The organism is Pseudoduganella aquatica (assembly GCF_020865585.1).
GTDB classification, from domain to species: domain Bacteria; phylum Pseudomonadota; class Gammaproteobacteria; order Burkholderiales; family Burkholderiaceae_D; genus Rugamonas; species Rugamonas aquatica_A.
Map to the genome: position 1 here is coordinate 6,724,553 of NZ_CP086370.1, position 20,276 is coordinate 6,744,828.

Genomic DNA, 20,276 nt, shown 5'->3' on the forward strand with positions numbered 1-20,276 from the left:
AGACAGATGAACCCGAACATCACTCAACAAATCTGCGTCGCAGGCGAATGGCGCCTCGGCGGCGGCGACAAGTACGCCACGCTGTATCCGGCCACCGGCGAACCGGTGGCCTACCTGAACGCCGCCAGCGTGGACGACGTGAACGAAGCCATCGAGCGCGCCGACCATGCCTTCCGCACCAGCGGCTGGGCGCAGCGCAAGCCGCACGAGCGCGCCGCCGTGCTGAACAAGGTGGCGCAGCTGATACGCGAACGCGGCGAGGAACTGGCGCAGATGCAGCGCCTGGACAACGGCAAGCCGATCACCGAAACGCGCAACCTGGTGGCCAGCGCCGCCGCCACCTTCCAGTTCTTCGCCGCAGCCTGCGAAACGCTGGAGGAAACCATCACCCCGGCGCGCGGAGACAACCTCACCATGAGCGTGTATGAGCCCATGGGCGTGGTGGCCGCCATCACGCCGTGGAACTCGCCCATCGCCAGTGAAGCGCAGAAGATGGCGCCCGCACTGGCGGCCGGCAACGCTGTGGTGGTGAAGCCTGCCGAATTGACGCCGCTGGCCGCGCTGGAACTGGCGCGCATCTGCATCGAAGCCGGCGTGCCGGCCGGCCTGATCAGCGTGTTGCCCGGCAAAGGCTCGGTCATCGGCGACGCCATCACCCTGCATCCGCTGGTCAAGCGCGTGTCCTTCACCGGCGGCACCAGCACCGGCAAGCACATCGCCCATATCGCGGCGGACAAGATGATGCCGGTATCGCTGGAACTGGGCGGCAAGTCGCCCACCATCGTGTTCGAAGACGCGGACCTGGACCACGCCGTGGCCGGCGTGCTGTACGGGATCTTCAGCAGCTCGGGCGAATCGTGCATCGCCGGCTCGCGCCTGTTCGTGGCGCACAGCATCTACGACAGCTTCATGGAACGCCTGGCCGCAGGCGCCGCCGCGCTGCGCGTGGGCGACCCGGCCGACGAGAAAACCCAGCTCGGCCCGCTGATCACCGCGCGCCACCGCGACAGCATCGAGTCCTATGTGGCGCTGGGCGTGGCCGAGGGCGGCCGCATCCGCGTGGGCGGCATGCGTCCGCAAGGCGCCCCTTTCGACAAGGGCAATTACTACCTGCCCACCATTATCGAAGGCGTGAAGAACGACTGGCGCATCTGCCAGGAGGAGATCTTCGGCCCGGTGCTGGTGGCCATGCCCTTCAGCGACGAGGAAGACCTGATCAAGCAGGCCAACGACAGCGTGTATGCGCTGGCGGCCGGCATCTGGACCCAGGACTACAAGAAGGCCTGGCGCTACGCCCGCGCGGTGCAGGCCGGGAACGTGTGGATCAACACCTATAAGCAGTTTTCGATTTCGACCCCGTTCGGCGGCTGGCGCGACAGCGGCCTGGGACGCGAAAAGGGCCGTCTCGGCATTCTGCAATACATGGAACAGAAAAGCGTCTACTGGGGCATGAACGACATGCCGCTGCCGTGGGCGCAGGGAGCGAAATAATGGATGTCCTTGGCATTGATGAAATCACCTACGGCGCGGACGACCTGCCCGCCTGCAAAACCTTCTTCTCCGACTGGGGCCTGAAGCTGGTGGAGGAAAACGAAGGCCTGCTGGCATTCGAAACGCTGAACGGCTGCCGCGTGCTGGTGCGCCGCTCGGACGACCCGGCGCTGCCGCCCGCCATCGAAGCCGGCCCGACGCTGCGCGAAGTGGTGTGGGGCGTGTCCTCGGCTGAAGTGATGGACCGCTTCGGCGCCATCGTGCGCGGCCTGCACGGCGCCTACGAAAACGCCGCCGCCGGCCGTATCGGCTGCACCGACCCGAACGGCCTGGCCGTACGCTTCCAGGTGACCCGCAAGCAGGACGTGGACGTGGAATGCGCCGAGATGAACACCTGGTCGCACCGCCCGCGCGTGAACCAGCGCAGCCCGGCCTACGAGCGCGCCACGCCTATCGAAGTGGGCCACGTGGTGTTCTTCGTGAAGGACGTGGCGGCCTGCGAAGCCTTCTACCGCAAGCACTTCGGCTTTGTGCAGTCGGACAGCTACCCTGGCCGCGGCGCCTTCCTGCGCTGCGCCGACGTGGGCGGCCACCACGACATCTTCCTGCTGCAAACGCCGGACCCGAAGGCGGGCCTGAACCACGTGGCCTTCACCGTGCGCGACATCCACGAAGTGTTCGGCGGCGGCATGCACATGTCGCGCCGGGGCTGGGACACGCAGCTGGGACCGGGACGCCATCCGATTTCGTCGGCCTACTTCTGGTACTTCAAGAATCCGGCCGGCGGCCTGATCGAGTACTACGCCGACGAAGACCAGCTGGACGAGCACTGGGAACCGCGCGAATTCGAACCCGGCCCCACGGTGTTCGCCGAGTGGGCCATCGAAGGCGGCCTGGATGGCAACACGCGCAGGCAACGCAACGCGAAAGCCCCAGAAGGCAAATTCCTGACCGACAAACCAAAGTCCTGAACGGAGAATCATCATGCAAGAACGTTATCTCACCGTGCACCAGACCCGCCGCCGTGAACCCACCGGCTACGAGGACCTGCTGGGCGATTCCATCGAACGCGCTTTCGCGTCCGGCATCGCCGACCTCGCCGCGCTGGTGGCGCACTTGAACCGCACCGGCCCCGGCTTCCCCGGCGGCGGCGCGTGGACCGAAGAAGGATACCAGGCCGAAGTTGCGCGCCTGGCCGCTGAATGCTGATCAGGAAGGACAAGCCATGAGAACCGTAGCCAACGACCCAGTAGACGCCGTCCTCGCAGCCGGCCTGAAAGACCTGTGGTACCCCATCTGCCCGTCGGGCTTTGTCGCCGAACGTCCCGTCTCGCTGCGCCGCCTGGGCCGCAAATTCGTGCTGTGGCGCGAAGCGAGCGGCAAGCTGCACGCGCTGGAAGACCACTGCCCGCACCGTGGCGCGCCGCTGTCGAAAGGCATCGTGCTGGGCGACCGTATCGCCTGCGGCTACCACGGCGTACAAGTGCGCTTCGACGGCGTGGTGACCAGCGTGCCGGGCAGCCCCGGATGCAAGCTGGAAGGCGCAAAAGCCACCCGCTCCTTCCACGTGCAGGAAGCAGCCGGCGCCATCTTCCTCTACAACGCCAGCAAGGACGTGGACCAGCCGCCGCCGCTCGAACTGCCGCCTGAACTGACCGCGCCCGAGTACTCCAACTTCCTGTGCTACGCCGAGTGGAACGGCGACTACCGCTACGTGCTGGACAACGTGCTCGACCCGATGCACGGCACCTTCCTGCACAAGCAGTCGCACTCCATGGCCGAAGGCGAATCGACCGCCGCCTTCCGCGTGCGCGACACCGACACCGGCTTCGTCTTCGAGAAGGAAGGCCAGCGCGGCGTGAACTTCGACTGGACCGAATACGCCGAAACCGGCATCCAGTGGATGCGCCTGGAAATCCCGTATCCGAAGACCGGCGGCCCGGGCGGCAACTTCATCATCATCGGCGGCTATGCGCCGATGGAGGAAGGCGCCACCGCCGTGTTCTTCTGGCGCGTGCGCAAGGTGGAAGGCTGGCAGCGCGACACCTGGCGCTTCCTGTACAAGAACCGCCTGGAAGCGCGCCACTGGCACGTGCTGGAACAGGATCGCGAGATCCTGGAGGCGATGGAGCCGGACGCCAACCAGCGCGAGATGCTGTACCAGCACGACATGGGCATCGTGCGCCTGCGCCGCCACCTGCGCGGCCTGGCCAAGGCGCAGATCGCCGCCGCTGAAGAAAAGACTGCCTAAGACTTACGAGAGTATCGGGAGCAACCGCCATGAGTAACACCCAACAAATCACCGTGCGCGTGCAGGCCATGCGCTTCGAAGCGCAGGGCATCGTCAGCGTGGAGCTGGTGTCGCCGGAAGGCGCCGAACTGCCAGCCTTCGCGGCCGGTTCGCACATCGACCTGCACCTGCCGAACGGCGTGGTGCGCAGCTACTCGCTGTCGAACTCTCCGCTGGAGCGGCGCCGCTACGTGATCGGCGTGCTGCAAGACCGTAACTCGCGCGGCGGCTCGCGCTATGTGCACGAGCAGCTGCGGGTGGGCTCCACGATACAGATAGGCGCGCCGCGCAACAACTTCCCGCTCGACGAGACGGCCGCGCACACAGTGCTGATCGCCGGCGGCATCGGCATCACGCCCATCTACAGCATGCTCAATGAGCTGCGCCGCATGGGCAAGTCGGTGGAGCTGCTGTATTGCGCGCGCAGCCGCAAGGAGGCGGCCTTTGTCGACCAGCTGGTGGCCGAAGGCCGCGCGCAAACCCACTTCGACCAGGAAGCGGGCGGCCCGCCGGACCTGCGCGGCTATCTGGCCAGCAAGTCCGCAGCGGCGCACTTCTACTGCTGCGGCCCCACGCCGATGCTCAATGCCTTTGAAAGCATCTGCGCGGAGCTGAAGCTGCCCAATGTGCACATCGAGCGCTTTGCCCCGGCCGAGCCGGTGGTGGCCATGCAGGGCAGCGAGTACGAATGCCAGCTGGCCAAGTCGCAGAAGATGGTGATGGTCCCGGCCGGGAAGTCGCTGCTCGACGCGCTGCTGGAAGCAGGCATCGACGTGGACCACAGCTGCCGCGAAGGCGTGTGCGGCTCGTGCGAAACGGCGGTGCTGGACGGCGTGCCGGAACACCGCGACGGCGTGCTGACCAAGGCCGAACGCGAGTCGGGCAAGACCATGATGGTCTGCGTGTCCGGCTGCAAGGGGAACCGGCTTGTGCTCGGCCTGTGATGGCGGGTTACGCCGCTGCGCGGCTAACCCGCCCTACGCACATGTCCACGCACAGGCCCCGTAGGGCGGGTTAGCGCGCAGCGCGTAACCCGCCAAAGCCCGCCACCGGCATCCGTCCGGTTTTTTTTGCGCCCAATTCAAGTTTGAAACGACGTTTTATCCATGAAACGCGGCTCATGCCGCCCATAACAAAAGGGGAGTTCCGATGAAGAAGCACATCTACGCAGCAGCAGCAACCGTCGCCGCCATCACCGGCGGCGCGGCCCAGGCGCAAAGCAATGTCACCGTCTACGGCAGCCTGGATGCAGGCGTGGCCTACGTGAGCAACCTGAATGGCCAGTCCACCGTGCGCGTGGACCAGGGCACCATGCAGCCGGACCGCTTCGGCTTCCGCGGCGTGGAAGACCTGGGCGGCGGCCTGAAAGCCGTGTTCCAGCTGGAAGGCGGCTTCGCCACCGACACCGGCGCCAGCATCAACGCCAGCAAGATCTTCAACCGCACTTCCATGGTCGGCCTGTCCGGCAATTTCGGCAGCGTCACCCTGGGCAATATGCCGGACATCGTGTTCGACTACGCGGGCAAATTGAGCAACGGCTTCCAGCTGACGAACTTCTACCTTTTCCACCCCGGTAACCTGGACACGCTGGCCAACACCTACCAGTTCACCAACGCCGTGCGCTACACCTCGCCGTCGATGAACGGCCTGACCGTGAGCGCCATGGTGGGCATGGGCGAACAGCCGGGCGACAGCAGCAAGGGCCGCAACACCAGCGCCGGCGCCAGCTACGTGAACGGCCCGCTGCGCCTGGCGCTGGCCTACAGCAAACAGAACGACCGCGCGGCTGGCTACGCCGGCACCTTCCTCGGCACGCTGGGCCTGGGCAATGCGGGAACGGTGTTCAACAGCCTGACCACCTGGGCGGCCGGCGGCGGCTACAAGGTTGGCGACTGGCGCCTGAACGCGCTGTACACGCAGAACACGGTGGACCTGCCGGCGTCCAGCTTCAAGCAGAAGAACGCGGACCTGGGCGCGGCCTGGAACTACAACCCGCTCAACACGCTGAACCTCGGCTTCACCAACTCCAAGCTGGGCGGCGCCAAGTACAACCAGTTCAGCATCGGCAACGCCTACGCGCTGTCCAAGCGCAGCGAGTTCTATGTGCAGACGGCTTACCAGAAGGCCAGCGGCACGGCGCGCTTCGCGCTGCAGAACAACACCGGCGCGGCTGACGGCAAGAACCAGCTGGTGACCACGGTGGGCGTGCACCACTCGTTCTGATCCCGTTCGCAGCAACACGCCGCGCCGTCCGGGCTTAGCCAGGGACCGCGCGGCGTTCTCCATGGAGTTACACATGTTTGCAAATCTCAAAATCGGCACCCGGCTGGCGGCTGGCTTTGGCGCCATCATCGTGCTGCTGGGCGGCATAGTCCTGATGGCGGTGCAAAGCCTGGCCAGCCTGCACCAGGCCACCAGCGAGATCGTCGACGACCGCTATCCGCAAGTGGTGCTGACCACCAGCCTGCTGATGCAGGTGAACGAAAACGCCATCTCCATGCGCAATATGCTGCTGGCCGATAATCCGGACATGCTGAAAGCGGAAACCGCCTCCATCGCGGCGGGCGAGAAAGCCATTGCCGATGGGCTCAACAAGCTGGAAGGCATGCTGTCCAGCGACGCGGGCCGCAAGGCCTACGCGGACATGCAGGCGCTGCGCGCCAAGTACCAGGCGGGCCAGGCCGAGTTCATGAAACTGGCGGGCAGCGGCGGCACCATAGACGCGTCCACGCTGCTCATGACCACGCTGCGCGAAGACCAGCTGGCCTACACCGCGCGCATGAAGGGCTTCCTGGCCGGCGGCGGCAAGCTGATGGAAAAGAGCGGACGCGAAGCGGCGGAGCTGTACCAGCGCAAGCGCCTGCACATCCTGCTGCTGGCCGGCGCGGCGTGCGCGCTGGCGGTGGGCTTCGGGCTGTGGATCACGCGCTCCATCACCGGCCCGCTGCACGAAGCGGTGCGGGTGGCGCGCACCGTGGCCAGCGGAGACCTGAGCAGCGATATCGAAGTGCGCTCGCAGGACGAAGTGGGCCAGCTGCTGCAGGCGCTCAAGGAGATGAACGGCAGCTTGCGCAACATCGTCAGCGAAGTGCGCAGCGGGACCGACGCCATCGCCGGCGCGGCCAGCGAGATCGCACAGGGCAACCTGGACCTGTCCGGCCGCACCGAGCAGCAGGCCAGCGCGCTGGAGGAAACCGCGTCCGCCATGGAGGAGCTGTCCGCCACGGTGAGCCAGAACGCGGAGCATGCGCGGCAGGCGCGCGAGCGCGCGCACGGCGCATCCGGCATCGCGACGGGCAGCAGCTCGGTGGTGGAGCAGGTGGTGGCGACGATGGACGCCATCAGCGCGTCCTCGCGCCAGATTGGCGATATCATCGGGGTCATCGACGGCATCGCGTTCCAGACCAATATCCTGGCGCTCAACGCCGCCGTGGAAGCGGCGCGCGCGGGCGAACAGGGACGCGGCTTCGCGGTGGTGGCGTCCGAAGTGCGCACGCTGGCGCAGCGTTCGGCGGCGGCGGCGAAGGACATCAAGCACCTGATCGACGCCTCCACCGCCAGCGTGACCACCGGCGGCAAACTGGCGCAGCAGGCCGGCGCGACGATGCATAATGTGGTCAGCAGCGTGGCGCAGGTGGCCGATTCGATCAGCGAGATTGCATCGGCCAGCGCCGAGCAAAGCAGCGGCCTGGCGCAGGTGAACCAGGCGGTGGTGCAGATGGATGAAACCACGCAGCAGAACGCGGCGCTGGTGGAGCAGGCAGCGGCGGCGGCGCAGGCGCTGCAGGACCGGGCAGCCGAACTGGCGCGGCTGGTGAGCGTATTCCGGCTGAACGCGGGCGACGGGGTGCATGGGCTGGTGCCGCGTGCGGCGGGTTACGCCGCTGCGCGGCTAACCCGCCCTACGGTGGCCCTGCTGTAACGTAGGGCGGGGTAGTGCGCAGCACGTAACCCGCCAAAGGAGAAGCGTATGGAACAGATCAGCGTCAGCAACTGGAACGAGTTCATGGCCCTCAGCGCGGAGCTGGACGGCTGGGCGTTCCGTGGCCAGCAGGACGTGCGCTGGCCGCTGATGACGTCATTGTCGCGCTACCTGAGCGCCTACATCCCCGACCGCGCCAGCTGGCGCGCACGGGAGGAACGCGCCATCCGCATCTTCCGCCGCAAGGCGCACAACTACCTCACCGATCCGTCCGTGCTGGACAACGCGCTGCGCTGCCTGGCGCTGATGCAGCACCACGGCGCGCCCACCCGTTTGCTGGACTTCACCAAGTCGCCCTTCGTGGCGGCCTTCTTCGCGCTGGAACGCGCCACCGGCGACGCCGCCGTGTACGCGCTGAACACGCCGCGCCTGTGGACCGCCGCGCCGCACACCGATCCCGGCATGGACCGCGACCATATCGACCCGCGCGAGAGCGGCAACTTCACGCGCTTCTATCTGCCCAACAGCCACGCCATCATCTGGATCGGCGAGCCGACCGAGATGGACCGGCGCCTGGTGGCGCAGTCCGGCACGCTGGTGGTGCCGGGCATGCTGGACAAGCCGCTGGACGAGATCCTGCCCGCCTACGGCGACAGCGGCGCCCTGCTCAAGCAGATCGTGCTGCCGCAGTCCATGCGCGACGAGGCCATGAAAGCCCTGTACCGCATGAACATCACCAACGCCACGCTGTTCCCGGACCTGGACGGCCTGGCGCGCTCCATCGGCATGGAACTGGAGATGGTGTGGCCGGTGGCAGCAGGCAGCTGAATCAGAAAGGCCCGAGGTAATCCAGCTTGCCGATCTTCACGCCCTGCGCGCGCAGAATGCCGTGGGCGGTGGTGATGTGGAAGTAGAAGTTCGGCAGCGCGAAGGTGAGCAGATAGCCCTGGCCGGTGAAGGACTGGCTGAAGGCGCCGAAGGTTAGCGTCACGTCCCTCCCGTCCGCGCCGTCGAACTGCGCCTGCGGCACGCTTTCCATATACGCGATGGTCTTGGCGATGCGCTCCTGCAGTTGCTGGAAGCTGGCCTCGTTGTCTTCGAACTTGGGCGCATCCACGCCGCACAGGCGCGCCACGCACAGCTTGGACGCGTCGCTGGCGCGCTGCACCTGTGCTGACAGCGGCAGCATGTCTTCGGCCAGGCGCGCGCCCAGCAGCATGTCCGGCACCATGCCACTTGCATCGGCATGCTCCTCGCCCTTCTTCAGCAGCGTGGACAGCACTTTGAGGCCGCGCACAAACACCGGAACCGACACCTGGTACATGGATAGGGACATGGCTTTTCCTTCGATAGTAGTGAGCGGGAAATCATACGTGTATTATCTGGTTTTCGCTCGCAGCAGCGTAATTATAGGACTGACAATGAAGTTTGCATCGATATTCAAGGCAGCCGCCATGTCGGCAACTGCGGTTGCCGCCGCCACCCTGGCCATGAACGCGCAGGCCGACAGCTTCGCTTCGTCCGCATCGAGCGCCGGTTCCGCATCCAGCGGCAGCATCTCCACCTCGCTGAACGGTTCGAGCAACAGCTCCAGCGGCGACAAGAAGACCGCCGGCGGCCCTTACCACATCATCCAGATGGCGGCAGCACCGGGCAAGGCCAACACCACCCGCCTGACCATGCAGCACGACGCAAACGGACAGCAGCTGGTGCTGGACCTGCCTGCGGCCATCGCCGCCAAGGAAGGCCTGGAGCTGGGCGGCGTGGTGCTGACGCAGCCGCGTTCCTACGGCTTCGAGTTCGCGCACGCGGACACGCAGAAGGCCTTCTTCCTGGTGCTGGAAGACGACTGGCACAGCGAGCTGGCGGCGCGCCCCGTCAATCTGTGAGCTTTTCCCGCCTGGCGGCACGCGCGCGCGGACTGACCGCCGCGCTGCCGCTGGCCGCTTCGGTGCTGGCCACGTTGGCGCCGGCCTCCGGCGCGCAGGCCGCCACCTTCTGCGACCGCGCCAACGCCCTCACCGCCGCAGAGCAGGACCGCCTGCTGCGCTTTGCCGCCGTGGTGCGCGAGGAACTGGGCCAGCCCGGCGGCAGCGCCGCGCTGGTGAGCCGTTCAGGACTTGACCTGTCCCGCTTCGACATCCGCTACTCCCACGCCTCGATAGGCTGGCGCGGCGACAGCGGCGCCTGGACCACGCGCCAGCTCTACTACTCCTGCGACGAAAGCCGTCCGCGCATCTTCGACCAGGGCGTGGCGGGCTTCGTCATGGGCACGGACGATCCCAAGCTGGGCTACATCTCCGTGGTGCGCCTGCCTGCGGAAGCGGCCAACGCGGCGCGCCTGGCGTCGCTGGACGGGCAGATAGCACTTGGCCTGCTGGCGGGCACCTACAGCGCGAATGCCTACGCCTTCGGCCTGCAATACCAGAACTGCAATCAATGGGTGGCCGAGCTGCTGGCGGCCGCGTGGGGCAACCTCGCCACCGGCGACGACGTGCGCATGCGCGCGCAGGCGTGGCTGCGCGAGTCGGGCTATGCGCCGCAGGGCGTGGATGTGAACTCGCCCTTCCTCATGCTGGCCTCGTACTTCGTGCCGCATGTGCACCTGGACGACCATCCGCCGCAAGACCGCTATGAAATGAAATTGAAGGTGAGCCTGCCGTCCACGCTGGAGGCCTTTGTGCAGCAGCGCTACCCTGCCAGCGAACGCACGGAGATCTGCCACAATACGCGGCAGGTAGTGGTGCACAAGGGATGGACGCCGACCGCCGCAGGATGCGAAGCCGGACCGGGCGACCGCGTGATTATGTTGAACTGAGCTGGACTAAACCGCGTTAAGAGAGCCGCACCACCATCAGGCCTGCGCGCAGGCCGATGCGGACATCGGGATTGGGGAAGACCACCATCTCTTCCGGGTGCTGCACGGTGTAGACCGTGTCGCCGTCGCGCGCGATTTCGTCGCCCTGCTTGAGCGGCGTGAAATTCCAGGTGTCCTTGCCAAACGCCATTTGGAACTGGTCGCTCAGCTTGATGATCTGGCGCGCGGTGGCGTACACGTGGGGCGCCTGTTTCGCGTGCTTCGGCTCCGCACCGCGCAGCAGATCGTCCAGCGCCTGCGAGGCCTCTGCAAACTGCTCCAGGTTGTTCTCGCCCAGCGTGCCGATGCGGCCCAGTTCTATGGTGGTTCCGGCCGCCGCGTGGTGCTCGGCCGAGTAGTAGCTATACGTTCCCACCGATGCAGGATTCATGATGACGGCGCCTATCGCCGCCTGCCCCAGCCAGCCGATCAGCTTTTGCCTCGCACCGTCCTCGATGATTTCGGGGACGATGGCGAAGGTCGGGTAGACCGACGGGCGGATGGCGGTGTGCAGGTCCAGGTGCCAGCGCACCGGGCCTGCATGCTTGAAGAAGGCGCTGGTGGCGGCCACCATCACGTCGGCGCGCGCAGCTTCGGCCGTACCTTCCAGCGTGCCCCTCTCGGCGCGGAACATGCGGTTCAGGTCCGCGTCGATAAAGCGCTTGCCGGCGCGGATGGCGCCGATGTTGCCGACGCAGAGCATCAGGTCCACCGCCAGCGCGGAAGGCTGACGTGACAAGGCGTCCAGCAAATACGCCACCACTTCGATCGGGCCGGTCTCGTCGCCATGCACGCCGACGGAGACCAGCACCGCCGGGCGGGCGGCGCCAGCTTCCGGACGCGTTACCGTGAGGATGCCGTCGGCCGGCTGCGCCACCGCAAAACCGGCCGCCGCGAAGCGGGCCGCGACGGCGCTGAAGTCCGCCTCGGCCAGCGCCCGCACTGCTTCAGGCAACATCGCCATGCGCTTACGCCGCCAGCGGAACGGCGTTCGCCGCTTCGGACAGCGCCCACACGTCCAGCATCGCCTGCTCCAGGTCCGCCGAGGTGGCGTAGCCGGACAGGCCCAGCGTGTTGGTCACGACTTCTACGGCTTCGGTGGCGTCGTGGCCGTTGGTGGCGCGGGCCAGCACTTGCGTCAGCAGGCGCTGCTGGGTACGGCGCAGGGCGTGCTGGGCGTAGCTGCGCAGCTGCTCTTGCGAGCGGGTTTGCGCAGGCAGCTTCAGGCCGCGTTCCAGCGTATCGATGCCGGCCTGGCTGCGCAGGGCCATGCCCACTTGCAGGAAGGCCGGCAGGTCCATGCCGCCCGGACGCTTGACCGACAGCGCCGCGAACACGAAGGCCGCCACGGCTTCCACCGCGTCCACCGCTTTCCACGCGTGGACAAACGCTGGGCGCAGGCCCGGCGTGGTGTCGGCTTCGGACTGGCCATCGGCCGGCACCAGTTTCTTCAGCATGTCCGGCTGGGCGAACAAGCGGGTCAGCTCGTCCACGCCGCCGGCTGCGCGCAGCTGCTCGCCTGGCACCGACAGCACGCCCTGGATCACGGCGCGCTGCAGGCTGCGGGTGCGGCCGTCAACCTTGATCGACACCGCGCGCGGCACGCTCAGCGCATCCGCATCCAGCGCCTCGAACACCGGCGCCAGGTTCAGCGCGGACCATGCCTGGCCCCAGGCCAGGATCACGTCCGCCTCGCCGGCGCTGTGTTCAGCGGCCAGTTCGCGCAGCATCAGCGGACCGCAGCGGTTCACCGATTCGTTGGCCAGCACGGTGGCCAGGATGGCGTTGGCCAGCGGGTGCGCCAGCGCAGGACGGGTGGCCACCAGCAGGTCCGGGAAGTAAGGCTTCAGCACCGCCTCGGCCCAGCTCTCCTCCGTCAGCGGCAGCGCGGACAGCATGCGCTTGTAGCGGTTCTTCACGTTGGCGATCACCACCGCCAGTTCCGGCGTGGTCAGGCCACGGCCATCGAGCTTGCGGCGCGCCAGTTCGGCCACGCTGGGCAGCTGCTCGAGTTCGCGCGACAGCGCGCCCTCTTCTTCCAGGCTGGCGATCAGCGCGGCATAGCCGTCCTGCACCGCAGCTTCGGACTGGGCCTGCTGCTCGCGCACCAGCAAGTGGGTTTGCAGCGTGTTGTCGCGCAGGACCAGGCGTTCGATGTCGCCGGTCATTTCGTTCAGGATGCGGTTGCGGTCCGTTTCGGACAACTGGCCGGCATTCATTTCCACGTCCAGCCACATCTTCGCGTTCACTTCGTGGTCCGAGCAGTCCACGCCTGCCGAGTTGTCGATCGCATCGGTGAAGATGCGGCCGCCGGACAGCGCGAACTCGATACGGCCGGCCTGGGTCGCGCCCAGGTTGCCGCCTTCGGCCACGATCTTGCAGCGCAGCTCGTTGCCGTTGACGCGGATGTTGTCGTTGGCGCGGTCCTTCACTTGCGCATGCGACTCGGTGGACGACTTGATGTAGGTGCCGATGCCGCCGTTGTAGAACAGGTCCACCGGCGCCAGCAGGATGCGGTGCATCAGCTCTTCAGGCGACAGCGCGGTCTCTTCGATGTCCAGCGCGGCGCGGATCTGCGGCGACAGTTCGATGGAACGGGCGCTGCGCGGGAACACGCCGCCGCCCTGCGAGATCAGTTCCTTGTTGTAGTCTTCCCACGAGGAGCGCGGCAGCGCGAACATGCGCTGGCGTTCGGCGAAGGAAACGGCGGTGTCCGGATTCGGGTCCAGGAAGATGTGGCGGTGGTCGAACGCGGCCAGCAGCTTGATCTGGTTCGACAGCAGCACGCCGTTGCCGAACACGTCGCCCGACATGTCGCCCACGCCCACCAGGGTGAACGGCGTGGTCTCCATGTTGTGGTCCATTTCGTAGAAGTGGCGCTTGACCGCTTCGAACGCACCCTTGGCGGTAATGCCCATCTTCTTGTGGTCGTAGCCGTTCGAGCCGCCCGAGGCGAAGGCGTCGCCCAGCCAGAAGCCGCGCTGCACGGCGATGCCGTTGGCGATGTCGGAGAAGGTCGCGGTGCCCTTGTCGGCGGCCACCACCAGGTAAGGATCGTTGCCGTCGTAGCAGATGGTGTCGGCAGGCGACACGATCTTGCCCAGCACGCGGTTGTCGGTCACTTCCAGCAGGCTGGAAATGAACAGGCGGTACACTGCTTCGCCTTCAGCGGCAATGGTTTCGCGCACGGCGTCCTTCGGCATCATCTTGCAGACGAAGCCGCCCTTGGCGCCGGCCGGCACGATGACGGCGTTCTTCACCATCTGCGCTTTCACCAGGCCCAGCACCTCGGTGCGGTAGTCTTCCATGCGGTCAGACCAGCGCAGGCCGCCGCGCGCCACAGGGCCGCCGCGCAGATGCACGCCTTCGAAGCGGCGCGAGAACACGAAGATCTCGCGGAACGGACGCGGCTCCGGCACCAGCGCCAGGTTGCTGGTGTCGAACTTGAAGATGATCTTGTCGCCCTGCTGCTTGTTCTGGTAGTAGTTGGTGCGCAGCGTGGCGGCCACCAGGTCCACCATGGCGGCCATGATTTCCTCGGTGTCCGCGTGGTTCACGGACGGCAGGCGCGACTTGATGGCGGCCAGCTTGTCCAGCACCGCCGCGCGCTCGCTTTCCGGCAGCGCGGGATTGAAGCGCTGCTCGAAGGCGTCCACCAGCTCCTTCACCAGCAAGGGCTGCTTGCGCAGCGTTTCGGCCACATAGCGCACGGAGAAGCGGCTGCCCGCCTGGCGCCAGTAGCTCGCGTAGGCGCGCACCAGCTGCACCTGGCGGGTGCTCAAGCCGCCTTCGATGACCAGGCCGTTCAGGCGGCCGTCTTCGGCTTCATTGTTGAACAGCGAAGTGACAAGGTCCTGCACCACTTCGGCCACGCCGGGCTGCGCCAGCTTGGCGGCGCTGTCCGCGTCCACCAGCAGGCTGGTGACGAAGTGGCGCTTGCCGTCGGCGGCGTGGATGGCGTAGGTCTGCTCGCGGTCGATCGCCACGCCTGCGTTATGCAGCGCCGGCAGGATGTTGGACAGCGACGGCACGCGCTCCACCGAATACAGGCGGATGGTGGTGGCGGCACTGTCGGCCGACGCCAGTTCCACGCGCGCGGCCACGCGGCCCGCTTCGCCCTGGCGCAGCATGGCGCCCAGGTCATGGAAGGCCACGGCGGGCGCGGTGGCGTTCACGTAGTCCACCGGCAGCGTGGCGCACAGCTTGCGCAGGCTGGCGCGGGTGGTTTCTTCAAACACGGCGTCTGCCAGCGCGGAGAAGCTGTTGTGCCAGCCGTCCAGGATGGAGAGCAGCGGACGCTGGATGTCGGATTCCAGGTCCAGCGGGTAGCGCGCGGCATGCGCAATCAGGTAGACGCGGGCCAGCGGGCCGTCGGCTACCAGGGTCTGCGAGCTGACATGCGAAGCGCCCGAGCTTTGCTGCAGGGCCTTGGCCAGCGCGTGCGCCACCGAGGCGCTGTAACGTTCGCGCGGCAGGTAGACCAGCACGTTCAGGTGGCGCGCGTACACGTCGCGGCGGGCGAACACCTTGGTGCGCGGCTGCTTGTACAGCGACACCACGGCGCCGCACACATCGGCCAGCCATTGCGGTTCCGCTTCCAGCGCTTCGGTGCGCGGCAGCGATTCCAGGATCTCGACGAATTTCTCGGCGCGGAAGCCTTCCTTGCGCACGCCTGCAATCTGCAGCACTTGCGCAATGCGGCCGCGCGCGAAGGGCATGCGGGTCAGCGGGGTAATGGTGGCGGCGCGGGTGAACAGGCCCACGAAGCAGTGCTCGCCCAGGATGGCGCCGTTGGCGTCGGTGTTGCGCACGCCGATGAAGTCCAGCTGCTGGTCGCGGTGCAGCGTGCCTTCCACGTCGGCCTTGACGATGGACAGGGTGTGCGGGCGCTTGGACAGCGTGTCGAAGTCGCCGGGAATGCTGGCCAGGCAGGTGCCGTAGACCGGATGCGAGGTGTCCTGCAGCACGCCGATGCGGCTGGGGATGTCGCGTTCCAGTTCGCGCACGCCCGGCTTCACCTGGTAGTAGGCGTAGCCGAATGGCTCGAAGCCTTCGGTGCGCGCCCAGTCCAGGAAGGCGGCCACTTCCTGCCCTTGCTCGCCGCCGTTGGCGGCAGCGGCCGCGCCCACGCTGGTGAAGCGCTCTTTCATGGCGTCCAGGTCGCGGCGCACCACGGCGGCGTCGCGCGCCACCATTTCCAGGCGCGCCACCAGGGCCGCCAGGTCGCCTTCGGCGAGGTCGTCGGCCAGCAGCACCAGCACGTAGGATTCGAGTTTGTCTCCAGCACCGCCCACAGCCGTCGCCACGCCGTCGGCGCCGCGCGCCACAGGCAGCACGGCGTTCAGCACGCCATTGGCGATCAGGCGCTGCTTGCGCAGGGCCATGACGATGGAGTCCACCAGGTAAGGCATGTCGTCGTTCAGTATCAGCAACGCGGTCGCCTTGCCGCCACGGCCGTCGGCGTAGCGCAATTTGGCGATCTGCACACCTGCCGCGCTGCGCTTGGCCGCCTGCGTGAACCCTTCCCATAGCACCGGCACCAGGCTGTCCGGCGCAACGCCGGCCAGGTCTTCTTCGTCTATGGCCGCGAGCCAGGCGCCGATCAGGGCGGAGACTTGTCCGCTGTCGGCCGATTTGTTCGCGTTGATCAGGTCCAGCGTCTGTTTGCGCAGGTCTTGTGGCATTTGTGTCATCGTTGCTTCTCCAATACGTTGTAAGTATCCGTCTCACCGTGGGGCTTGTGGCTGGACGGCGGGCGACGCTTTTGTTCGGTGGCGGGGGTTGGCCCCGGCACCATATGGGGATGAATCCGGTTTTCTACAACTTACAGATCATACAGCCCTGGCAGGCCGAGGATGCGGCTCAGCTCCTCCAGCGCGGCGTGCACTTCCAGCGCCAGCGCGGGGTCGGCCAGGTCTTTCGGTTCCAGCTGGTCGCGGTAGTGTTTCTCCACCCACGCCACCAGCGTATGGTACAGCGCCTCGGTCATGATCACACCCTGGTGCATGGCCGACGATTCCTCGTCCGTCAGCGCCACGCGCAGGCGCAGGCACGCGGGGCCGCCGCCGTTGCGCATGGACTGGCGCAAATCGAAGTGGATCAGTTCATTCACCGGGCCGCCGCTGGCCACCAGGCTTTCCAGGTAGCGCGCCACGGCGGCGTTTTCCTGGCACTCCTGCGGTATCACCAGCGCCATCTTGCCGTCGTGCTTGGACAGCAGTTGGGAGTTGAACAGATAGCTGTGCACGGCGTCCGCCACGGCCACGGCGCCGGTGTCCACGCGCACCGCCTGCAGGTCCGCGCCCACATCGGCCATGGCCGCGCGCAGCGACGCCAGCGTGGCCGCTTCGTCGGCGAAGGCCTGCTCGTGGTAGAACAGCACGTTGCCGTTGCCGACCGCGATCACGTCGTTATGGAACACGCCCTGGTCGATCACGTCTGGATTCTGCTGGATGTAGACGGTGCGCTCCGCAGCCAGGCCGTGCAGGCGCGCCACGGCTTGCGATGCCTCCAGCGTCTGGCGCGCGGGGAAGCGCTTGGGCGCAGGCGCGGCAGCGTCGAACTCCACGCGGCCGTAGACGAACATCTCGACTGCTTCGGCCCCGTGCGCGGCGCACAGGCGGGTGTGGTTGGCCGCGCCTTCATCGCCAAAGGCCGGCGTGCCGGGCAGCGCATCATGCACGGCGAAGTAACGCGGGTTGTTGAAGATGGCGCGCAGGCTGCGTGCCGACTGCGCGTGTTCGAAAGCGCGGTGCAGCTTGTTGTTCAGATTGGCGGGCGTGAAATGCACGCGGCCGTCGCCGGTGTCCGCAGACGGGCTGACGGTGGCGGCGTTGGCGGTCCACATCGGCGAGGCCGAGTAGGCGCAGGCCAGGATCACCGGCGCTTCCTTGTAGGCCTTGGCCAGCACATCGGCGTCGCTGCCGGTGAAGCCCAGGCTGCGCAGCAGGCGGAAATTCGGACGGTCCTGCGGCGGCAGCAGCGCTTGCGCAAAGCCGCGCTGCGCCAGCGCGCGCATCTTCGCCAGTCCCTGCAAGGCGGCCTGCTTCGGGTTCGACGCGCTCTTGACGTTGTTGAACGAAGCCACGTTGCCGAAGGACAGGCCGGCGTAGTTGTGGGATGGGCCTACCAGGCCGTCGAAGTTGAATTCACGTGCTTGCCGCATGGTGTCGTTTCCTTAGAAGTTCATGCCTGGAGACAGCTTGGCCGGCATTTCAAGCACGCTGTTCTCGATCGATGCGACTGGATAGGCGCAGTAGTCCGCCGCGTAGTAGGCGCTCGGACGGTGGTTGCCCGACTTGCCCACGCCGCCGAACGGCGCGCTGCTGGCCGCGCCCGTGGTGGGACGGTTCCAGTTGACGATACCGGCACGCGCCAGCACCTGGAACTTGTTCCACAGCGCTTCGTTGTTCGAGACCAGCGCGGCGGCCAGGCCGTATTCGGTGGCGTTGGCCACCTTGATGGCGCTGTCGAAATCGTCCACGCGGATGATCTGCAGCAGCGGGCCAAACCACTCCTCGTCCGGGATGCCCTTGGCATTGGTGGTGTCCACGATACCGGCCGAAACAAAGCCCGTGCCTTCCTGCAGCTGCTTCATTTCCAGCAGCAGCTTGCCGCCCTTGGCCACCATGTCGTGCTGAGCCTGCACCAGGCGCGCGGCGATGGGCGCCGACACAACGGGACCCATGAAAGGCTGCGGCTCGGCGTTCGACGCGCCCACCACCAGCTTGGACGCCACGTCCACCAGACGCGCCACGAAGGCGTCGCCCGCCGGACCGGCCTGCACCACCAGGCGGCGCGCGCAGGTGCAGCGCTGGCCGGCCGAGATGAAGGCGGACGACACGGCCATGAACACGGCGGCGTCCACGTCCTTGATGTCCCACACCACCAGCGGATTGTTGCCGCCCATTTCCAGCGCCAGCAGCTTGCCGGTCTGGCCCGCGAACTGGCGGTGCAGCGCGGCGCCGGTCTGGCTGCTGCCGGTGAACAGCACGCCGTCGATATCCTTGTTCTGGCCCAGGGCGATGCCGGTGTCGCGGCCGCCGTTCACCAGGTTCAGCACACCGGCAGGCAGGCCTGCCTGCTCCCACAGCTGCACGGTTTTCACGGCGGTGCGCGGCGCGTATTCACTAGGTTTGAACACCACGGTGTTGCCCGCGATGAGGGCCGGCACGATGTGGCCGTTGGGCAGATGGCCGGGGAAGTTGTAAGGGCCGAACACGCCGAACACGCCATGCGGACGGTGGCGCAGCACGGCTTCGCCGTCCGCCACCTTGCTGCGCGTTTCGCCAGTGCGCGCGCCGTAGGCCTGGAGGGAGATGTCCACCTTGTTGGCCATGGTGGTCACTTCGGTGCGCGCCTCCCACAGCGGCTTGCCCACCTCCTCGGCGATCAGCAGCGCCAGCGCTTCGGCGTTTTCCTTCAGCAGGTCGCGGAAGCGGGTGACGACGGCCACGCGCTGCTCCAGCGGCGCGAGCGCCCAGCCTTCAAAGGCGGCGCGCGCTGCGCCGGCGGCGGCGGCCACGTCTTCGGCGGTGGCTTCGCGGCTGGCCCAGGTCTGCTTGCCGTTCGATGGGTCGATGGTCACCAGTTCGGCGCCGTGGCCGGCGGACCACTGGCCGTTGATGAAGTTACTGAGTGTGTTGCTGGATGCGTCAGACATGGGTGTTCTTCCTCACGTTGAGAGTCAGGGTGCGCACGACGTCGCCGGCGTGCACGCGCAGCAGCTTCTGGTCGTCGGCGGACAGGTCGATCTTGCCGTTCACCGCAGCGGCTTCGGACAGGACCATGCGGAAATCCTTCAGGTTGGTGTTCGACACCAGCACCGGCTCCATCTGCGGCGCGCAGGCGTGCGTCATGTCGGTGTCCACATCGACCACGGCCAGGGCGCTGTCGCGCACCGCCCGCAGTTCGGACACGCGGCCCTGCAGCACCGGCCCCGCGTCGAAGATGTCGACATAGCCTTCAAAGTGCATGCCCTCCTGCTCGAGCAGGCGGCGCGCCGGCACGGTGGACGTGTGCACCTTGCCCACCACGTCCTGCGCGTCCTGCGGCAGATAGGCCACGTACAGCGGCTGGCGCGGCATCAGCTCGGCGATGAAGGACTTCTTGCCCTGCGCGGTGAGCGCATCGACATGGTCGAACTCCATCTTGAAGAAGTGGCGGCCCAGGCCTTCGTAGAACGGCGAGCGCCCGCTGGACTCCTGGTAGCCGCGCATTTCCGCTATCAGCTTTTCGGTGAACAGGTGCGGGAACTGGGCGATGAACAGGAAGCGGCACTTGGACAGGAACTTGCCGTTGTTGCCGTGGCGGTAGTCCGGGTTCAGGAACAGCGAGCACAGTTCGGTGCTGCCGGTCAGGTCGTTCGACAGGTACAGCGTTTCCATGCGCGTGAACACTTTCAGCTCGCGGCTGGAATGCACCAGGGTGCCGATGCGGTAATTGTAGAACGGCTCGTCCAGGCCCACCGAGCCCTTGATGGCGCACACGCCGGCCAGGCGGCCGCTGTCGGTGTCTTCCATCACGAACATGTAGTCGCGCTTTTCGGGCGGGATGGTTTCGGCAAAGGAGGCGACGGCGATTTCCACGCGGTCGCCCAGCATCTTCATGTCCGGCTTGAGCGTGGTCATGCCGGAGCCGACCTGGCTGGCCATGTCATACAGGGCGTCCAGGTCGGTGGCTTGTATGGCGCGTACTACTAGCATAAAGGTCTCTTT

16 protein-coding genes are annotated in these 20,276 nt (G+C 66.7%); 10 read left to right on the forward strand and 6 right to left on the reverse strand.

Annotation, left to right across the window (positions count from 1 at the left end; all coding sequences use genetic code 11):
• The first annotated feature begins 6 nt into the window (after window positions 1-6).
• The 8 genes from KT882_RS30055 (at window position 7) to KT882_RS30095 (ending at window position 8,531) form a co-directional block, all read left to right on the forward strand.
• A complete protein-coding gene (locus tag KT882_RS30055; protein WP_228894027.1) occupies window positions 7-1,491 on the forward strand; it encodes an aldehyde dehydrogenase in 1,485 nt (494 codons plus the stop codon).
• Window positions 1,491-2,462: a VOC family protein gene (locus tag KT882_RS30060; protein WP_228894028.1), complete on the forward strand. Its 972-nt coding sequence runs from the start codon at window positions 1,491-1,493 to the stop codon at window positions 2,460-2,462. The genes KT882_RS30055 and KT882_RS30060 overlap by 1 nt, the downstream gene beginning before the upstream one ends.
• Before the next feature lie 13 nt (window positions 2,463-2,475).
• Window positions 2,476-2,700: a recombinase-like helix-turn-helix domain-containing protein gene (locus KT882_RS30065; RefSeq protein ID WP_161071049.1), complete on the forward strand. Its 225-nt coding sequence runs from the start codon at window positions 2,476-2,478 to the stop codon at window positions 2,698-2,700.
• Window positions 2,701-2,716: 16 nt separating this feature from the next.
• The gene (locus tag KT882_RS30070) at window positions 2,717-3,742 is read left to right on the forward strand and encodes an aromatic ring-hydroxylating oxygenase subunit alpha (RefSeq protein ID WP_161071050.1); all 1,026 of its coding nucleotides are present in this window, start codon (window positions 2,717-2,719) and stop codon (window positions 3,740-3,742) included.
• 29 nt (window positions 3,743-3,771) lie between these two features.
• Window positions 3,772-4,725 carry a PDR/VanB family oxidoreductase gene (locus KT882_RS30075; RefSeq protein ID WP_228894029.1) on the forward strand — a complete coding sequence of 318 codons (954 nt, stop codon included), beginning with the start codon at window positions 3,772-3,774 and terminating at the stop codon, window positions 4,723-4,725.
• Between the two features lie 205 nt (window positions 4,726-4,930).
• Entirely contained in the window at window positions 4,931-6,004 is a 1,074-nt protein-coding gene (locus KT882_RS30080; RefSeq protein WP_228894030.1) for a porin, read from the forward strand.
• Between the two features lie 73 nt (window positions 6,005-6,077).
• A complete protein-coding gene (locus tag KT882_RS30860) occupies window positions 6,078-7,703 on the forward strand; it encodes a methyl-accepting chemotaxis protein (protein WP_321170313.1) in 1,626 nt (541 codons plus the stop codon).
• 48 nt (window positions 7,704-7,751) lie between these two features.
• The gene (locus tag KT882_RS30095) at window positions 7,752-8,531 is read left to right on the forward strand and encodes an FRG domain-containing protein (RefSeq protein WP_161071054.1); all 780 of its coding nucleotides are present in this window, start codon (window positions 7,752-7,754) and stop codon (window positions 8,529-8,531) included.
• 1 nt (window position 8,532) lies between these two features.
• Here the strand turns inward: KT882_RS30095 and KT882_RS30100 are convergent, their stop codons facing one another.
• Window positions 8,533-9,039, reverse strand: a complete 507-nt coding sequence (locus KT882_RS30100; protein WP_228894031.1) for a DUF1993 domain-containing protein — start codon at window positions 9,037-9,039, stop codon at window positions 8,533-8,535.
• Between the two features lie 85 nt (window positions 9,040-9,124).
• Between KT882_RS30100 and KT882_RS30105 the strand changes: the two genes are divergently transcribed.
• Together KT882_RS30105 and KT882_RS30110 are read left to right on the forward strand one after the other, a co-directional pair.
• Window positions 9,125-9,592, forward strand: coding sequence for a hypothetical protein (locus KT882_RS30105; protein ID WP_407682027.1), 468 nt, complete (start codon window positions 9,125-9,127; stop codon window positions 9,590-9,592).
• Entirely contained in the window at window positions 9,589-10,521 is a 933-nt protein-coding gene (locus KT882_RS30110; protein ID WP_228894032.1) for a DUF2145 domain-containing protein, read from the forward strand. Before KT882_RS30105 ends, KT882_RS30110 begins: the two co-directional genes overlap by 4 nt.
• Window positions 10,522-10,537: 16 nt before the next feature.
• On the opposite strand, the gene KT882_RS30115 is transcribed toward KT882_RS30110, so the two are convergent.
• From KT882_RS30115 to astA, 5 genes are all read right to left on the reverse strand, one after another.
• Window positions 10,538-11,524 (reverse strand): succinylglutamate desuccinylase, encoded by a 987-nt coding sequence (locus KT882_RS30115; protein ID WP_228894033.1) that lies wholly within the window; start codon window positions 11,522-11,524, stop codon window positions 10,538-10,540.
• Window positions 11,525-11,528: 4 nt separating this feature from the next.
• Window positions 11,529-16,253, reverse strand: a complete 4,725-nt coding sequence (locus KT882_RS30120) for an NAD-glutamate dehydrogenase domain-containing protein (RefSeq protein WP_228894034.1) — start codon at window positions 16,251-16,253, stop codon at window positions 11,529-11,531.
• A gap of 131 nt (window positions 16,254-16,384) precedes the next feature.
• Complete coding sequence (gene astB / locus KT882_RS30125) at window positions 16,385-17,725, reverse strand: N-succinylarginine dihydrolase (RefSeq protein WP_161071059.1); 1,341 nt, start codon at window positions 17,723-17,725, stop codon at window positions 16,385-16,387.
• A 12-nt stretch (window positions 17,726-17,737) separates the two neighbouring features.
• Window positions 17,738-19,222 carry a succinylglutamate-semialdehyde dehydrogenase gene (gene astD / locus KT882_RS30130; protein WP_161071060.1) on the reverse strand — a complete coding sequence of 495 codons (1,485 nt, stop codon included), beginning with the start codon at window positions 19,220-19,222 and terminating at the stop codon, window positions 17,738-17,740.
• The gene (gene astA / locus KT882_RS30135) at window positions 19,215-20,264 is read right to left on the reverse strand and encodes an arginine N-succinyltransferase (RefSeq protein WP_161071061.1); all 1,050 of its coding nucleotides are present in this window, start codon (window positions 20,262-20,264) and stop codon (window positions 19,215-19,217) included. Before astA ends, astD begins: the two co-directional genes overlap by 8 nt.
• Window positions 20,265-20,276: the final 12 nt, after the last annotated feature.

Excerpts from the sequence above, each read along its gene's own strand:
- KT882_RS30115 (WP_228894033.1), bottom strand. The coding sequence starts at position 11,524 with ATGGCGATGTTGCCTGAAGCAGTGCGGGCGCTGGCCGAGGCGGACTTC.
- KT882_RS30060 (WP_228894028.1), top strand. The coding sequence starts at position 1,491 with ATGGATGTCCTTGGCATTGATGAAATCACCTACGGCGCGGACGACCTG.
- KT882_RS30075 (WP_228894029.1), top strand. The coding sequence starts at position 3,772 with ATGAGTAACACCCAACAAATCACCGTGCGCGTGCAGGCCATGCGCTTC.
- KT882_RS30860 (WP_321170313.1), top strand. The coding sequence starts at position 6,078 with ATGTTTGCAAATCTCAAAATCGGCACCCGGCTGGCGGCTGGCTTTGGC.
- KT882_RS30100 (WP_228894031.1), bottom strand. The coding sequence starts at position 9,039 with ATGTCCCTATCCATGTACCAGGTGTCGGTTCCGGTGTTTGTGCGCGGC.
- KT882_RS30065 (WP_161071049.1), top strand. The coding sequence starts at position 2,476 with ATGCAAGAACGTTATCTCACCGTGCACCAGACCCGCCGCCGTGAACCC.
- KT882_RS30070 (WP_161071050.1), top strand. The coding sequence starts at position 2,717 with ATGAGAACCGTAGCCAACGACCCAGTAGACGCCGTCCTCGCAGCCGGC.
- KT882_RS30055 (WP_228894027.1), top strand. The coding sequence starts at position 7 with ATGAACCCGAACATCACTCAACAAATCTGCGTCGCAGGCGAATGGCGC.
- astA (WP_161071061.1), bottom strand. The coding sequence starts at position 20,264 with ATGCTAGTAGTACGCGCCATACAAGCCACCGACCTGGACGCCCTGTAT.
- KT882_RS30105 (WP_407682027.1), top strand. The coding sequence starts at position 9,125 with ATGAAGTTTGCATCGATATTCAAGGCAGCCGCCATGTCGGCAACTGCG.
- astD (WP_161071060.1), bottom strand. The coding sequence starts at position 19,222 with ATGTCTGACGCATCCAGCAACACACTCAGTAACTTCATCAACGGCCAG.
- KT882_RS30120 (WP_228894034.1), bottom strand. The coding sequence starts at position 16,253 with ATGACACAAATGCCACAAGACCTGCGCAAACAGACGCTGGACCTGATC.
- astB (WP_161071059.1), bottom strand. The coding sequence starts at position 17,725 with ATGCGGCAAGCACGTGAATTCAACTTCGACGGCCTGGTAGGCCCATCC.
- KT882_RS30080 (WP_228894030.1), top strand. The coding sequence starts at position 4,931 with ATGAAGAAGCACATCTACGCAGCAGCAGCAACCGTCGCCGCCATCACC.
- KT882_RS30095 (WP_161071054.1), top strand. The coding sequence starts at position 7,752 with ATGGAACAGATCAGCGTCAGCAACTGGAACGAGTTCATGGCCCTCAGC.